Raw genomic sequence first — 15,453 nt, forward strand, 5'->3', positions numbered from 1 at the left:
TTATCAGTCTCCTCACTTGCCGGTCCGTGACCATGCGCCCTCCCTTGGTAGAGCGAAGAGGGTACAGGACTGGCGGTTAGGAGGCGCGGCACCCCGCAATTCTAGTTGTCGTTACCCCGCAATTCTAATTGTCGCTGAACAAGTTGGATTTCATGCTAATCAAATGCCTAGCGGAAAAGGCTACCCTTGTAGTAACAGGAGACGACGATCAAGCAATCTATGGATTCCGGGGATGCACGCCGGACTACATTATTGACCTAGAGCAACATCTTGGGCGGAAGGTTAGCTCATATGAGCTTCAAGTAAACTATCGTTGCCCACGCAATATTGGGCTGCTGCCAGTTTAGTTGACACCAACCTACGCTCATTCTGCCTGCCGTTCGAACGCCATCGGACTCAGATAGCCCAACGTCGAGTGCCGCCGCGTGGGATTGTAGAAGCGCTCGATGTAATCGAACACGTCCGCTTTGGCTTGGTCTCGCGTGCGGTACGTTTTAGCCGCTGTGCGTTCGGTCTTGAGCGAGGAGAAGAAGCTCTCCATCGCGGCATTGTCCCAGCAGTTGCCGGATCGGCTCATGCTACAGGTCACGCCATGGTCAGCCAGCAGCCGCTGGAAAGGCTCGCTGGTGTATTGGCTCCCCCGATCCGAATGATGCAGGACCGCCTCAGGCTTGCCTCGCCGCCAGATCGCCATCACCAGTGCATCGGTGACCAGTTGCGTGGTCATCGTCGCATGCATGGACCAGCCAACCACCCGTCGCGAGAACAGGTCCACGACCGCGGCCACGTAGAGCCAGCCTTCGGCGGTCCAGAGATAGGTGAAGTCGGCGACCCATTTGCGATTGACCGACGCGGCCGTGAACGTCCGGTCGAGCACATTCGGCGCGACGGCGCTTGTCGACCGCACGCCAGTATCCAACGGCATCTTCCGGCGCCTGGGGCGGGCGCGCAACGCCGCGTGTCGCATCAGCCGCTCGATCCGATGTCGGCCGCAGGAGACTCCGTCCGCTAGCAGATCGTGCCAGACACGCCGGGCTCCATAGGTCCGGTCGCTGGCGAGAAAGCTGGCTCGCACCCTGGTCAGCAGCTGATCGTTGGCCCTTGCCCGGGCACTCGGCGATCGGGTTCGCCAGACATAGAAGCCTGCCCGCGAGACCCCGAGCGCCTCGCACAACCACCCCGCCGGCCAAATCCCCCGGTGCTTCGCGATAAAGGCGAACTTCATAGCGCCTCCTTCGCGAAGTAGGCCGCGGCTTTTTTTAGGATATCGCGCTCCGCCTTTAGCTTGATGACTTCTCGGCGGAGCCGAGCCAGTTCCGCCTGCTCAGGCTTCATCTGCCCCTGGCCCGGAAAGGCCTGTGCCGCATCGGCGGCAGACTCCTGCACCCATCGGCGCAACACCGTCCCATGCACGCCCAAATCCCGCGCAGCTTGCGCCACCGTCACCCCGCGCTGCTGGATTAACTTCACCGCCTCAATTTTGAACTCTCGCGTAAACTTCCGTCGCTCCATGACCTACCTCCGGTTTCATTCATACACCTAACTCGGTGTCTTTGAAACCGGCAGCAGCCCAATGCCGACTTTGGCCGCTACGTGTCGGGTGTTGATCCAAGCCTCCATCGCCTGTTCGAAAACTACTTCTCCTTCGATGGAAATTGGGCTGATTTTGAAAACACCCTTGCGCATCTCGACGTTGATCTCATACTTGACGAAGCGTCCGCTTCCTTTGTTCCATATTCTGCAGACTATTGGAGCGATGCGTTTCATCATGACTACCAGTATGAGATAGATCGCATCGTCAGTTCGCTATCGGAGAAATTAAAAAGACGATTCACTGAATGGATCTGTCGACTGACCATTCCCAGCCCATCCTCTTTCCAAATACCGTTGCTCGACCTCCCGTTGCATGCGCTGTATCTAACCTTCAATTACACGAATACGCTTCGGAAACTCTACGATGTCTCGTCTAGCCGCATCACCTACATTCACAACTATGCCGCCGGTCCTGACTCTGATCTGGTACTTGGGCATGGCATCAATCCCAAGACGATTGCGTCCCTTAATGCTCGCGCCGATCTTGAAGATCAAGACACGCGCGTTACGCAGGCGAACGAATGCATCGACGACTACTTCTCCAGAACCTACAAGCCAACTGATCGCGTTATTTCAGCCCATCAAGATTTTTTCGATTCTCTGTCGGACGTCAAGCGCATTTGTGTTCTTGGGCACTCACTCTCTGAGGTGGACTGGCCGTACTTCGCACTGATTGCAGCAAAAACCAAGGCGTCCGACCCGCACTGGATTGCCTCTTATCACGATGAAACGAAGATTCCTCTGATGAAAAAGGCGTTTTTCGAGTTCGGCTTACCGGCCGTAAAAGTCACGTATGCACGCATCACCGACATCCATCCTGAAACCTAACCCTGCGTTCGAGGCGACCTGCACGAAAAGCCGCACAGGCGCCTCATTGAAGGTGCATCAAAGACAGTGGCTGTCAACACCTATGAGCGTAATGCGGAAGCAAGGGCTAAGTGCATCAAACATCACGGCTATAGATGTGCCGTATGCAAGTTAGATTTTGCTGTGATCTAAGGCTCAATTGGTGACAAATACATCCACGTTCACCATGTAATCTGGCTTTCGGAGATCGGACGGGAGTACGTTCTGAATTCGATTAAGGCCCTCGTGCCTGTCTGCCCGAACTGCCACGCGATCAATCATCGCACTAGACCAGCCATGTCAGTAGAGCAGATAAGAAGGCACTTGGAAGAGAGAAGTGGCAAAGACATATAACCAGTTGCTCCATCGGACGCCAAGAAGGCTAGCGCCTTTTTGGCGCCGCTGAGTTTCGCGTTAATGCGACAGGGCTGAGGCCCGCTTTATGGCGGTGCGATCTCGGCGCCGAACTTCTGCACTCTGGCCGACACTTGCCTGATGCCCTTACAGGCAAATCACGACCCAAACCAGATGTACACGACTGACCGCTACCAGAGGGGGACTTACGCCGATCCGCATAAGAGCCCGTGATCGATGATCGATGGGCCGTCACTCATTGCACCACCGTCGATGATGGGATATTGTTCACGATCATTGAAGGTGTGTTATGCGGATAGAAAATAGCAGATCCGGTTCTTATATGGATCCGCCTGAACATTGTTATCCGGACCCTATGGGGCGACGGTTTGAGGAAGCGCCACTGTGGAGATAAACACCCTCTCGGTCGTCATTGGCATCATCGTTGGTGTCGTCACGATTGTTGGTGCCCTCAGCGGGGCATTCAAATGGCTTTGGCAGAAGCTGGTCGGGTTCTTGAAGGGCAGCGACGAGCTTGCGCTCAATGTACCCAAGAAGACGCTCATCATCCTGCCTAAGGCGGACGGGAGGTCGTGTTGGTGGCACATGGGGGCAATGGCCCAGAAGCCAGCCATGCAGATTGTCGCTCGATACACGGTCACCAACATGACCAAGATCGGGATCGTACCCACGGTTGCCAGGATGCGAAAACCCAAGTCACTCGGCCACGTAATGGTGCGCGACATCAATTCGCAGATGCACGGGGCGTTCGTGATCCCGCCAGGAGAGTCGACAGACCTCCACCTAGACTTCTGGATCGTGCCTCCTGTTCGGAAAAAAGGCGAGACCTTCATCACCGACGTTGCCGTCTTGGATCAGTTCGGCAACGAGCACTGGATTCGCCGTGTCGAGTTTGCATATCAGTAGTCAAGCCATGAGCGCCAATAGCGCCGGGCCGGATAACAACGGCTTGCACCAGACAGGGCGCGGAGGTGCGGCCGCTTCGCGGCCGGTCGTTGAGGCGCGCCCTGCAGGTGAAGCCGGGTGTTAGACTCAGGGAACGGGTCGTGTAATGGGAAGCCGTTACTATAGCGAAAGACTTGCAGGCAAGGCACCTCGGGAGGACGAAACGATCTCGGCCGCCTTCTGGGGCGGCTTCGTCGCGTTTGTAGAATCTCGGTCCCGAGACGGCTGGTTTGCCGAACGCTATCCCAGCCACTGCTTCGAGGCACCTCTTCCGGTAGAAACCGATGCGTCCGCCCTTGGCGCAGCATTCGCGGCGCACAATCCACGAGTTCCCTGGCCGCTCGACGGGCGGACCCCACCTGATACGCTTGAGGTTTTGGACTCGGTCGAGTTCTTCGCCCAGATCGTGTCGATGCCAACAAGTCGGACCTACCACGATTACGGGAAGCACAACCACATCACTGCCTTCGATCCGGAGAGCGGCTTCGCCAAGTTTCAGCGGGAGATCAATACAATGCTCCGGCGATGCGGTCATCCCTACGAACTCGATTCAAGTGGCGAGATCCAGCGAGTAGGCCCGCCTGTCCTGCGGGATGAGCTTGCATCGGTCTTCGCGAGTGGTGACACCGAACTTGATCACCTTCTCGCTATTGCCTGCCTGAAGTTCAAGCATCCAGACTGTGAGGTCAGAAAGGAGGCGCTGGAGAAGGTCTGGGATGCTTGGGAACGCCTCAAGACCATTCTTCCAGGTGACAAGAAGACTAGCGTTAAAGCTCTTCTCGACTCTGCGGTGGTTGAGCCCACGTTCCGTGAACGTATCGAGCGAGAGGCTCGGGAACTTACGGAGATTGGAAATACGTTCATGATTCGGCACACGGAGACCAGCAAAGTTCCGATCGAGAACAGTCACCACGTTGACTACCTCTTCCACCGGATGTTTGCCCTGATCCTTATGGTCTTGCGCGTTCGACGAGGGACCTGTGTCTAACCTGCCGCTGCATCCGACGAGCGGTGCGGCCGCCGAGACCGGATCTGAGCTGTTGTGCGCGCCGCTCGCGGCTGAGCGGCAAGGCGTCAATGCGACAGGGCTGAGGATCGCATTGTGGCGGTGCGATCTCGGCGCCGAACTTCCGCACTTGGCCGAACTGTGACCGTCGTCATGCGACCCAAAGCCGAAATGCACGACCGACGGCTATCAGGTGGTCCAATCGAATGACGGCGCCGTCGGTTCCCGCACGGTGTAAAAGAACAAACTTTCACAGCACTGCGGGCACCTAACGGTACTGCTGAAGAAGGATTGTCTTTAAGGCAAACTGAACATTGTTACCGCTGTCTCAGGTTTCGTTAGTTCCTCCGCTTCTCTCATATCGTGCCCAATATGCTTGCAAGCGTCGGAAGCCTGAATCTGAAGATAAACTGGACTCTGTTGAACTGATTTGGTCCAAACAGGTTTTCAGATCTTTGGCTGGCCATGGATCATGTTCATCCACAATTGCAATGAGCAGAGATAGGGACGCCAGGGGATATTTTGTCGCAAGACCCGATTCAGCAAGTTCGCTTAGTGGTAGGTAAAAGTTCTTGGTTTTAATCAAGAACGGCATCAAAAATGCCACTGCCTCAGGGAAAAGTGACCGGGCGAGAACACAAATCCTCGCTAAAGCAGTCGATTCATGACTGGAACGCTTATCATATGATTTTGGCCAGATTGACTCAATGAGAGGCTTAACCCGGTTACTCCAATACTCTTCACTCCGATCCTCTGCGCCCTCAAGAGACCGTACCAACATCACAGCCGATTCAGCTAACCCTTGTTTAGGCAAGGCATTGAACGCCTCTCTCAATTCATTTGTCATGAAATGCTGACCTAGCTCCAGTGCTGCCACTGTGAGCAGGGAAGCGTATTGCGAATCGTGTTTCCCAAGATCAGGGTAATGGTGAGCTGTCGCGAGAAAAGAACTCTTAAATGCATCCAACAATTCAGCACTTAGCCGTGGTGTCCATAAATAACCTTCCCATACTCCCTTCGCCTCAACCGGATTGGTGTCCCAGTTAAAAACTGGCAGCAACATTTGCGTGGTCCATACCGGGTCACCTGAGTATAGGGATCTGAGATGTGCAGCCATGATGACCCGACCATGAACGTACTCCCTTGGCTGCGGATCGAAGAGTCGTGTTAGTCTAAGTTTAATGGGTTCAGGCAATCCTGAATCAACCGCTGGCTCAGTCTGATACCAGAAGTCGAGGAGAGCCTCCGTGGCTTGCCCAACAGGATTGTTGATTGCAGCATGAACAGGCTTACCATCTGAAACGTCATCAGTAGCATACTCCAAGATCTTGTCGAGGAGCTGAAACCATAATTGATGTGAAGATGACGGTACCTGCCTCGCTAACCTCTTGAGCCACCAACCATAGGCGTGCTTGAGGTTGGAGTATGTATCTATGGGCACCTGAAGCAGGGACGGTCCAATCTCGCTAAGGCTCGTCAAACCAATTTCACTCTCAGCAAACACCTGCAATGCTACTCGCCATACACCAGCATTCCAGATCCCATTTTCTCCGAGAATACGAATTGCTGCCATTGCCTTATCTGGAGCGGTTTGACAGATATCTTTCCAATCATCTTCGTACCAATGATCATCGACAGGGCGAGTCTTGAGTGCGTTCACCAACTGTTCATGTTGTCTCGGCAAAACGATATGAGTCCTAAAACTTCTTCCTGAACCAGATTCCATCCGATAGGGAAATTGGTCTTGGTCATCTGGTGAAAGCTGCCATTGTGGAAATCTACCGGAAATTGCGGCAAGACGTTCCTTTGCCTTACCCGTCATTTCAGAACCCGTTGTTTCCCATATTTTCAATCGCAACCAAGTCTTACGGTCCACTATCCCACTCCACTCTTCATCCTGGAGGTCTTCGCGATACATGCTCCGCGGTGGCCCAGCCAAGATAACCTTGCAGAGTTCACTCCTCTGAGAAGCATCAAGCCTGGCAACTAGATGTATTAGCAGGCGCAGTGATTCTCTCTGAGTTTCAGGTGACCACAACCACTGAGCATTATCCTGCAACAAGAATTTTAGTCCCTGTGTGTGGTTGATAAGGGGAGATTCTGTTGCAACGTGGAAGACCAGCCTTTTGAAGAGCGGGTATTTGATCAGATTCCATCTCTCCAATTCAGACTCTGCCAGAGTAGGCGCACCCGTTGATGTTGATAGCCATGCATCTCGACAAATTTTGATCAGAGCAGTCCAATCATGGAAATTATTATTTTGAGGATGGTCAGATATAGATGGACGGGCGATGTATGAAAGGTCGCTTTGCCAGGAAACTTCACCCAGCTCGGCCATTAGATCCAAGGCTTCTTGCAGGCATGTCGTAAATTCAGAAAGTGAGTCAATTGCCAGCTTAGGCCAGTCAGTGCACTCTTTGATCTCGTTCAGTTTTTCCCAGGGAGATTCTCCGATCCGAAGACATATTTCCCAACTAGCGTAGTCCCCGGCTAGTTTTGCTCTAAGGCGATCTCCTTGATCCTCCTCGCCATTTTCCCGTTGCGCGTCCCACTGTAATGGCTCCCTGAGTCCCACAATGGGACGAAGCATCTGCGACAACTCTCGTTTTAGAGAAACACTCCAACCAAACCGCTTGAACCGATTGCACCAACGATAGAGAGACATTGAAGAATAATTCCGCATGCTCGTCGCGAGTCCAGCACAAATCAATCTCCAGATCAAAGCAAGAGGCCCAGAAATCCGAGGAGGATCGGCAATCAGCTCCCGGGTTACCAATTCTCTAAACTGTGGATGGAGTAAACAGCCACTCTTGATGACCCATGTAAGCACCTTCTGTTGGTCAAGATGGCGGCATATCCATCTTGCGATATGCCCCATCACCTCGTCTAAACGAGGCGCAAGGAAATCAGCATCTGCGAGTGACACAAGCGCCATGTTGGAATTGTTATTCTGTGGCGCTGGACGATTTACTAAAGAAAATGATTTCACATCTTCGATAGAAAATGGCTTTGTTACCCCAAGGCTGGAGAGATCGGATATTTTGAATCGTGACTCTGCAAAAACGTCGAGCCATTCAACCGGCGGTATAGGATCTAGATCGGCAAAGGCCTTAGTCACCGTTGGATCCATCAAAGCCCAGATTACTCGATCAACCTGACCATCACTTGCATTGGGTGAAGGAGGCATAACGGCTTCACGGGCTATGATGGCTCGCTTGCCAGTCATTCCGTCTCGGTATAGTCCTGCCCATTCAAAAAGAGTCTTGTGCAACAGATCATGGCTTCCAGCTTCGCAATAGAGAATGGGAACAACTCCTTTGGCTTGCCAATCTCGTTTATCTGCGTCCTCGCGTCCTTCCCTGAAGGGAGCAAACGCAAAGACATCGTCCGATTCTTCTCCAAGAATCCTGTCTGCCGCGAGTGCATCAAGCATATATCTGAGGACTGGATCGCCGAGGCTATATCCCACAAAGCAGACGACATAATTGCGAAATAGCTCTGTAACAAATCGGCTAGCCCAGCGCTCGGTAAGATAAGCCAGACCAAAGTCCCCACTTGATACGACGAGGCTATTCAGTGCTGTCGGATCATTGTCTTTCGGAAGCAACCCATGAAGATGAACAAGGCCGTTCCATCGGCTTTTCTTTGGTATTGGGAGTAAGGGAGCAGCATACGGCATCAGGGAGGGGTCCACTTCGAGAAAAATTCGATCGAAGTTTGTTGTAACTACTCTCAGAGAATTATCTTTTGACTTTCCTAGCGTGAGAATGGCCTTGTGAGTATTTGTTGAAATGGGATTCGCCAGGTCTGGCGGAGTGAGGATGGTCTGAATCTTTTCACGGACCATCGGACGATTCCTGATTCTTCTTTCCAGCAGATCAATAGCCACATCAAACCGTTTTTCCTCAAAAGCTGCCTTTTCAGTAGAATTAAGGTCCTCGCCAAGATCCTCAAAAAGTCTTCGAGCAAGCCCCTCGAAACCCGGCAATCCCGCTGGATACGAAATGCCTGCACCGCAAAAGAAAACGACCTTACCATCCTCATGAGACTCCACCAATCGGTCAGGAACCTCGGGGCCGCCTTTAATAAATCGCACTAGGATCTCGCCTCAATGAACAAAGCTAATAGGCTAGGAAGTATACGTCAGAATGATTAGATCAGAAAGGAGGGCGTTCTTGTGCAAACAGTCGTGAGAGCGAGGAGATCGCTTAGTTTTGCCCCAACGGTCACTGATGTGGTTACGCAGATCTTGATAACCAAGCGGCTGTGCGGATTGGAGTTAGCCGCCTGCACAGTCGCCCCAAGTTTCAATTGACTCCATATGGGTATGAGCGGGGCCATGAGTATCTTCCCCTATCTTTTCAGTGGTTTGATTTATTGACGGTGCAAGTCGAATTCTTGATTCACATGATTTCGAGAACTTACGGAACGACACTTGGGCAGCTTTTGTGGACGCCGACACGAGGTTAGGTAACTGTTCTACGACCCTCCTCAGACCCAATCCAGCCAAGCGTAGCGTGAAGCGCGCACAATCTCTAATGAACGGCAGCTTTCCGGCGCGGGGATTGCCTTAGCGACTGTCGCAAAGTGGCCGTTCTTCGACCATCGGTATCCGACCCTGAGCCGACGTCCACGACCGACGGCTACCGGAGGGGGGATCTTACGCCGATCCGCATAAGAACCCGTGATTCATGGGCGCCCAGTCGCAACGCATTGAAACGGCAGCAACTATGGCGTATTGTTCACGAACCGTAGTGGTGTGTTATACGGACAGAAAATGCAGATCCGGCTCTTATGCGGATCGGCCTAAACGTAGTTAGGCTGCACCACAACTTTCATACCGTCCGGCCATCATGAGCATAATTCACGTCAATCAGATCAAGAATCAGGTCGTGCGGCTCTTTGAGTCCTTGGTTGACTTGAGCGATCTAGGAAGCCCACCCGCTGAAATTCGGGAGGCCTTCTTTCTTACGCGTGGTCTGGCTGCATACGCTATCCACTACCTCTCAGGATCTACTCCGGCAGACGCAGCTGGCGCCGTAACGGATGCCGGCAACGACAATGGCCTCGATGCCATTTACTTCGACGAGCCGAACAAGCGACTCTATTTAGTACAGTCCAAGTGGATTAAGGATGGCTCCGGTGAGCCTAATAACGGGGAAATCAAGAAGTTCGTTGCGGGTGTACGCGACCTCGTCAATCTGCGATTTGACCGCTTTAACCCGAAGATAGCCGCGAAGCAGACAATCATTTCTGCTGCGCTGAATGATCCCTCGACACGCTACGAGGTGGTTGTAGCACACACCGGTGCTAGCCGCTTGGCTCCCCCTTCGATGCGCGACCTCGAAGACTTGGCCGCCGAGTTCAACGATGTCAGCGAAGTGCTATATGTCAGCGTGCTGAACCAGGCGGAGCTTCACAAGTCGCTAACAGCTGGAATTGCGGGGGAACCGATCAACCTCCAGATCGGAATAAAGTCCTGGGGGCGGAAGGATACCCCGCATGAAGCCTACTACGGACAGGTCTCGGCCGACCAAATCGTTGCCTGGTGGACGCAATACCGCCAGCGTCTCTTTGCCAAGAATCTGCGCAATACGCTCGGCGAAACCGATGTTAATGTGGAGATGCGACAAACAATTGAGCAAACCCCCAGTTTGTTTTGGTACTTTAACAACGGGATCACGATCCTAACGAAGAAGGCTACTAGGCCCATGGCTGGCGGTGCCGGCAATGACTTTAGTATCTTCCACTGCGAAGACATTAGCGTTGTAAACGGAGCACAAACCGTCAGTACAGTCGGAAAGTCCGGCGAAGCCAATCCCACGAGCGCTAAAGACGTCTACCTTCCTGTACGAATCATCGTACGCGGGCAAGACGACTCATTCGCAGCCGACGTCACCCGTACCAACAATCGCCAGAACAAGATCGAAAACCGAGACTTTGTCACTTTGGACCAGGAGCAAACGCGAATCCGCACCGAACTAGCGATCGACAACATCGATTACCAGGTGCTACGAGGGGACTCTGTGCTTCGAGCTGAAAGTGCTTTCGACCTCGTGGACGCGACTACTGCCCTTGCATGTGCCTCGGGTGCTGTCCGGCTCGCCGTCCAATTGAAACGCGAGATCGGCAAGCTCTGGGACGACATCTCAAAGGCGCCATATCGCGAGCTTTTCAACGCGTCAGTGGTAGGTATTCATGTATGGCGGTGTGTTCAACTCCAGAGAAGAATCGATCGGGCTATCGATGGTTACGTAAAGCGAGTCAATTCCTACAAGGACTATGGCCTAGTAACCCACGGCAATCGCATCATTGCAACCCTCGCCTTCGAGGCACTCGCTGTTCAGCGCTTCAAGGAGCCCGCATTCGACCCGATTGCTACGATCACCGATGAGGCAATCATCGCTCTCGTGGATGCCCGGGTCAAGATTCTGAGCGATCTCCTCGAAAAACACTACCCCACTTCCATTATCCCAACATTGTTCAAGAATCTGAAGAAGTGTGAGCACTTGGCGACAGAAGCACGGAAGGTACTCGCAGCTGCAGCCTAGCCCGCGCTTGAAGCTGACGAGGGCGTAAACGCCTCAGCAGCTTAAGGGCAGTTCGTTAAGGCGACAGGGCTAAGGACCGATTTATGGCGGTGTGATCTCAGCGCCGAACTTCCGCTCAGGCGGATATCAGACGTTGGCCGTTGAGTCGCCGTCTAACGAGGCTGAGAAAACCCCCTTGAGGGCTCGAGTAAATCGTTTTCGGTGGTCGCTTGCCCCTTCCCACGTTAGAGATCGTTGAATACAGGGCGTTCTGGCGGGTTGTTTTTTTATTTCATCACAGCCTTATTTCTCCGTCTGGGGGTTTCCTACAGACTCGTTGGATTCTCGCGCACTAAGCAGGCGTCGATCCGCGGAGGGAAAACCTGCCTCCCTGACCACGAGGCGGTCGCGCGACCCGTGGGCGTGTGGATCTCCTCCTGCCATTCCTTACACCGTCACGCTCATCAATCAAATGGACCACGCCTTAAAAGGGCGATCAGTGGAGACAGGGATAGAGTGAGATGGAGTGCGACCTGGAAGCGGGAGCAAAACCGGGAGTAGTACAACGCGAACCGGTGGGCTTGCACGGAACAAGACTCATCACCGGCTCCCCTCCCATCGCACCGTCCTGAACATCTAGAAAGCCCTGAGAAGCTTTTATGGACAGGGGCGACAGCAATGGTCACTCTCGCCATCCCACACGCGCCTGAGAGCCTTGACACCTCCTCACGGACAGCCTAGCCTTCCCGTCACCGATCTGATGCGTGATGGATGACATGGGAGGGAACCCATGAAATCGAAGCACCCGATCACATCGAAGACGACGCGCCAGAAACCAGCCCGCCGAACGAAACCAGGTTCCCCCACACCTGCCGTATCGGCAATTCTCCACGAATGGATTGCCATACGAGCCTACGAGATTTACAAGCGACGTGTCCGCTAAGGTCCTCTTGATGACTGGTTTCAGACGGAGCGGAGATTCTCGGACAAAAGAACACACGGAATGCTGACATGCCGCATCGTGGTGGATACGCCAATGAGGAGCAAGACTGACGGCGAGACAAACCAACCACCGAAATACAACCATTTGCCCCACTTGGCTCTTGCACCCTATACGCATCCCTCCTAGAATGAACTTCCCTGCGAGGCTCCTATGCCTTCACGATTCGTCTCTGCCGTCGCTTCCCCGTGCAATACTCTGTGACCTATCGTAATGGTCTGTCTGAAGGCCACGGTTTGACCTGGAATCTTTCGGTAAATGGGTGGCGACTCTCTCTGGGAATCTGCCGATGCGACCAGGGGAAACCCTCTCGCCGACTGTCAGGCTGCCAAATGAGCAACACATCGAAGTCCACGAGGCGGTTGGGCGATGGTCGAGAGGGCAAGAATTCGCGATTGAGAATATTGTGGTGGAGCCGCACACACATGCGCGGCTGTTGCATTATGTCAAACGACTCATCAAGGAGCCCAGTATTCACAACAAGGAGGTATAGAAATGAAGACGGTTGCGTCTCTAATGCTGGCTTGCGCGCTGCTCGTTCCCGTTGATAATGCGTGGAGCAGTCCGCCCGCGCTCAAAGGTGATTCAGAATGGACAAATCAGCACAAATCGGCTTTGAAGCTGACCGTCGAGGCCAGCGGAATGGTATCGGGAACTTTTACTACAGCCGTGGGATGTGGGGCTGGTAAGGCCCGCAAAGTTGTTGGGACGATGAATGGACTTGCCATATCCTTCTTAGTCAACTTCGATGAATGCGAATCCATCACAGCTTGGAACGGACATCTCCTTGTGGACGGAGGGAATGAGAGCCTTTCCACGCTATGGCATCTGCCTATTGGTGTTAGTCCAGTAACCTTCAAATCGACACTGGCGGGAGCAGATATATTCACTAGAAGCACCGTAAAGTCGGGTTGTAAACCCGGTTCCCTCTCACTCATGGGCGTAGGTTGTTGAGATCCGTTTCACAGCAACCAGGACGCGAACGAGCGACGGAAAAGGAAGATGAGAAACGACCACCCCAAACGCGACAGCATGTCCCTTGAAGAGGCCACCAGCTCTAACATGTGGGAGATCGCCGCAATTATGGAAGTGCTCGAACGAAAGGGCCTGTGCACCATAGGCCTGCAGATTCAACCCGCCTAGTCCTACGTAACACCGAGCCGGGGATCTCCCGAGGCCCCAATAGTGCCTCCTTGTGATATACTAAGGAATACACACGTTAGTCTGAGGAGACACCATGGCCAAGATTCTGGTGATTGATGATGAGCAGGGCATCCGGGATCTCCTCGACACACTGCTTTGCCGAAAAGGCTATGACGTGGTCGTCGCGGAGAATGGCCAGAAGGGTCTGGATCTCTTTCGTCGAGAACACCCCGATGTCGTGGTGCTTGATCTGAAAATGCCAGGGATGGATGGGCTCACGGTCTTGCGACAGGTGCGCAATATCAACCCAAAGCAGCCGGTGATCATTTTGACGGGGGCAGGGACTCCTGAGATGGAACAGCAGATCCATGCGCTGGGGGTGACCGAGTACGTCGAAAAAGAATTCTCGCTGCATCTCCTGGGGGACTCGCTGAAGCGCCTACTCCTCTAGACCTATCTTCCGACGTAGCGGGTGTCCGTTACGCGGCTCCGACGACACACGCCTGCCAATCAATGCAAGTTTTTCCGCATCCCCTGTCTTGTGGTTTGATCGTCCCCTGCCTAAAACACGCCACACCGCGAGGCTCTCAGGCCCTTCTTGATTCGCCACTATCGCCGTTTTCCCCTGCAATGGGTCGTCATGGACAACACTGGCCTGGCTCAAAGGGGGAAGGTCATGGAGGGTAATGCACAAAGCGTCGAGAGCGTGAGATCGATGACCCAGCAAGTGAGCCGACTGGTAAGACTTACTATTGTCCTATTTTCGACACAACAAATCGCCGCGATGACTGGACTGGAGCAATTTCAGAAAGGTGTCCGACTAACCCAGGCGAGGTGATACCACAAGCAGATCTTTCGCGCTTCGGAATCAGCACATCTTCTGCAACAACCGACTACTCTTTCTTTTTCGACGGAACCCCTTTCCCCATATGCTTCTCCATCTGACGCACTAGCACACTCAACTTCACTTTCAGCGCATTGGCGATCTTCTCCATATTGAGGAGACTGACATTTCGCTCCCCGCGCTCAATGCCGCCTATGTAGGTCCGATGCAACTCAGCCCGTTCTCCTAGTTCTTCCTGGGACATCCCCGCAGCTTCTCTCGCTTTGCGCGTAGCCTTCCCAAACGCTTCCTGATCTCGATTTCTGGATTTCACAGAAGAGAGGCTACAAACAAGAAGACTATCAGTCTACAGACTTTAAGTAGCAGTATTGTTGACACCTGAAGAGAACCTGCTACCCTTACTGATGACTATAAGTATCATCTAAGCAGAACGAAGGAGCACTGATATGAAGGTATGGTCTTGCCTGTCTAGAAGGTTCATGCATTGGGTCTCATCCGCTCTCTTCGCGTGCCTCACGCTCTGCCTTCTTTTTCAGCCAACGGACACACACGCAGAGTCCTATGTGGCTGGTTTCGCTGGTTATGGATTGTCTGCACAGTTGAGTGACGTGAGGGGGACAGGGGGCATTTCAGGTAATACAGGATCGAATCTTGGTCTTCAGAACTCCCCGATCTATGGGCTGAAGGTGGGGCATTTTCTAGATGACCTAAAGTACTTTGGTGCCGAGGCGGAACTGTATACCGCCACTCCCTATCTCAAGCAACAGCAGCTCACGCTGAGTAGCCCAACAGGGTCACAAACTGCCACCATTCCGGGAGCCCACCTGCGAGTGACAACGGCAGCCTTGAATGTGGTGTATCGATACCCAGGACACGTCATTCAACCATACGCGGGTGTGGGGCTCGGATTGTTTTGGTTCACCACTCCCACTTCAACGGCAGGCTCGGCAGTCCGACCGGGCTTAAACGTCCTGGCAGGAACGCGTGTGCTTATCACGCAACAGATAGCCCTCTTCGGAGAATACAAATACAACCACTCAAGCTTTCCCGGCGGGGATTTCAACGCCAACTACAATGCGCACTTCGTCGTATTTGGGGTGGGGTATCATTTCTGACGCGTGTGACTGATGCCGAGGTGGCGGGAGGGTGTCCCGGTCTCTATTGACCTTTG

At 53.4% G+C, this 15,453-nt stretch carries 13 protein-coding genes and 1 pseudogene; 11 read left to right on the forward strand and 3 right to left on the reverse strand.

The genetic code is table 11. From position 1 onward, the window contains the following. Positions 1 to 364 precede the first annotated feature (364 nt). Positions 365 to 1,512, reverse strand: a protein-coding gene (locus Q8N00_02160; protein ID MDP2381587.1) for an IS3 family transposase whose coding sequence is annotated in 2 segments (ribosomal slippage) — positions 365 to 1,263 and positions 1,263 to 1,512 — 1,149 coding nt in all. Because the reading frame shifts where the segments join, the coding sequence is not laid out codon by codon here. A 78-nt stretch (positions 1,513 to 1,590) separates the two neighbouring features. On the opposite strand from Q8N00_02160, the pseudogene Q8N00_02165 reads away from it, so the two are divergent. The 5 genes and pseudogenes from Q8N00_02165 to Q8N00_02185 all read left to right on the forward strand — a co-directional run bounded on the left by Q8N00_02165 (position 1,591) and on the right by Q8N00_02185 (position 4,910). Continuing rightward, positions 1,591 to 2,421 (forward strand): annotated as a pseudogene (locus tag Q8N00_02165) (bacteriophage abortive infection AbiH family protein). A 192-nt stretch (positions 2,422 to 2,613) separates the two neighbouring features. Continuing rightward, positions 2,614 to 2,793 (forward strand): hypothetical protein, encoded by a 180-nt coding sequence (locus Q8N00_02170; protein MDP2381588.1) that lies wholly within the window; start codon positions 2,614 to 2,616, stop codon positions 2,791 to 2,793. A gap of 405 nt (positions 2,794 to 3,198) precedes the next feature. Further along, positions 3,199 to 3,720 carry a hypothetical protein gene (locus Q8N00_02175; protein ID MDP2381589.1) on the forward strand — a complete coding sequence of 174 codons (522 nt, stop codon included), beginning with the start codon at positions 3,199 to 3,201 and terminating at the stop codon, positions 3,718 to 3,720. A gap of 145 nt (positions 3,721 to 3,865) precedes the next feature. Next, on the forward strand, positions 3,866 to 4,747 hold the full coding sequence (locus Q8N00_02180) for a hypothetical protein (protein ID MDP2381590.1): 882 nt from the start codon (positions 3,866 to 3,868) through the stop codon (positions 4,745 to 4,747). Next, a complete protein-coding gene (locus tag Q8N00_02185) occupies positions 4,740 to 4,910 on the forward strand; it encodes a hypothetical protein (GenBank protein ID MDP2381591.1) in 171 nt (56 codons plus the stop codon). Before Q8N00_02180 ends, Q8N00_02185 begins: the two co-directional genes overlap by 8 nt. Positions 4,911 to 5,093: 183 nt before the next feature. Here Q8N00_02185 and Q8N00_02190 read toward each other — a convergent pair whose 3' ends face one another. Then, the gene (locus tag Q8N00_02190; protein ID MDP2381592.1) at positions 5,094 to 8,861 is read right to left on the reverse strand and encodes an SIR2 family protein; all 3,768 of its coding nucleotides are present in this window, start codon (positions 8,859 to 8,861) and stop codon (positions 5,094 to 5,096) included. A gap of 757 nt (positions 8,862 to 9,618) precedes the next feature. On the opposite strand from Q8N00_02190, the gene Q8N00_02195 reads away from it, so the two are divergent. From Q8N00_02195 to Q8N00_02215, 5 genes are all read left to right on the forward strand, one after another. Further along, on the forward strand, positions 9,619 to 11,316 hold the full coding sequence (locus tag Q8N00_02195; GenBank protein ID MDP2381593.1) for an AIPR family protein: 1,698 nt from the start codon (positions 9,619 to 9,621) through the stop codon (positions 11,314 to 11,316). A 769-nt stretch (positions 11,317 to 12,085) separates the two neighbouring features. After that, the gene (locus tag Q8N00_02200; GenBank protein ID MDP2381594.1) at positions 12,086 to 12,238 is read left to right on the forward strand and encodes a hypothetical protein; all 153 of its coding nucleotides are present in this window, start codon (positions 12,086 to 12,088) and stop codon (positions 12,236 to 12,238) included. 346 nt (positions 12,239 to 12,584) lie between these two features. Then, complete coding sequence (locus tag Q8N00_02205; GenBank protein ID MDP2381595.1) at positions 12,585 to 12,788, forward strand: hypothetical protein; 204 nt, start codon at positions 12,585 to 12,587, stop codon at positions 12,786 to 12,788. 2 nt (positions 12,789 to 12,790) lie between these two features. Beyond that, positions 12,791 to 13,249, forward strand: a complete 459-nt coding sequence (locus tag Q8N00_02210; protein ID MDP2381596.1) for an avidin/streptavidin family protein — start codon at positions 12,791 to 12,793, stop codon at positions 13,247 to 13,249. Between the two features lie 283 nt (positions 13,250 to 13,532). Further along, a complete protein-coding gene (locus tag Q8N00_02215; protein MDP2381597.1) occupies positions 13,533 to 13,889 on the forward strand; it encodes a response regulator in 357 nt (118 codons plus the stop codon). A gap of 442 nt (positions 13,890 to 14,331) precedes the next feature. Here Q8N00_02215 and Q8N00_02220 read toward each other — a convergent pair whose 3' ends face one another. Then, the gene (locus tag Q8N00_02220) at positions 14,332 to 14,595 is read right to left on the reverse strand and encodes a helix-turn-helix transcriptional regulator (protein MDP2381598.1); all 264 of its coding nucleotides are present in this window, start codon (positions 14,593 to 14,595) and stop codon (positions 14,332 to 14,334) included. 166 nt (positions 14,596 to 14,761) lie between these two features. On the opposite strand from Q8N00_02220, the gene Q8N00_02225 reads away from it, so the two are divergent. Beyond that, the gene (locus Q8N00_02225; protein ID MDP2381599.1) at positions 14,762 to 15,397 is read left to right on the forward strand and encodes an outer membrane beta-barrel protein; all 636 of its coding nucleotides are present in this window, start codon (positions 14,762 to 14,764) and stop codon (positions 15,395 to 15,397) included. The last annotated feature ends 56 nt before the right edge of the window (positions 15,398 to 15,453 follow it).

This window comes from Nitrospirota bacterium, assembly GCA_030684575.1.
In the GTDB taxonomy this organism is placed as follows: domain Bacteria; phylum Nitrospirota; class Nitrospiria; order Nitrospirales; family Nitrospiraceae; genus Palsa-1315.

Excerpts from the sequence above, each read along its gene's own strand:
- Q8N00_02200 (MDP2381594.1), top strand. The coding sequence starts at position 12,086 with ATGAAATCGAAGCACCCGATCACATCGAAGACGACGCGCCAGAAACCA.
- Q8N00_02210 (MDP2381596.1), top strand. The coding sequence starts at position 12,791 with ATGAAGACGGTTGCGTCTCTAATGCTGGCTTGCGCGCTGCTCGTTCCC.
- Q8N00_02180 (MDP2381590.1), top strand. The coding sequence starts at position 3,866 with ATGGGAAGCCGTTACTATAGCGAAAGACTTGCAGGCAAGGCACCTCGG.
- Q8N00_02205 (MDP2381595.1), top strand. The coding sequence starts at position 12,585 with ATGCGACCAGGGGAAACCCTCTCGCCGACTGTCAGGCTGCCAAATGAG.
- Q8N00_02195 (MDP2381593.1), top strand. The coding sequence starts at position 9,619 with ATGAGCATAATTCACGTCAATCAGATCAAGAATCAGGTCGTGCGGCTC.
- Q8N00_02225 (MDP2381599.1), top strand. The coding sequence starts at position 14,762 with ATGCATTGGGTCTCATCCGCTCTCTTCGCGTGCCTCACGCTCTGCCTT.
- Q8N00_02215 (MDP2381597.1), top strand. The coding sequence starts at position 13,533 with ATGGCCAAGATTCTGGTGATTGATGATGAGCAGGGCATCCGGGATCTC.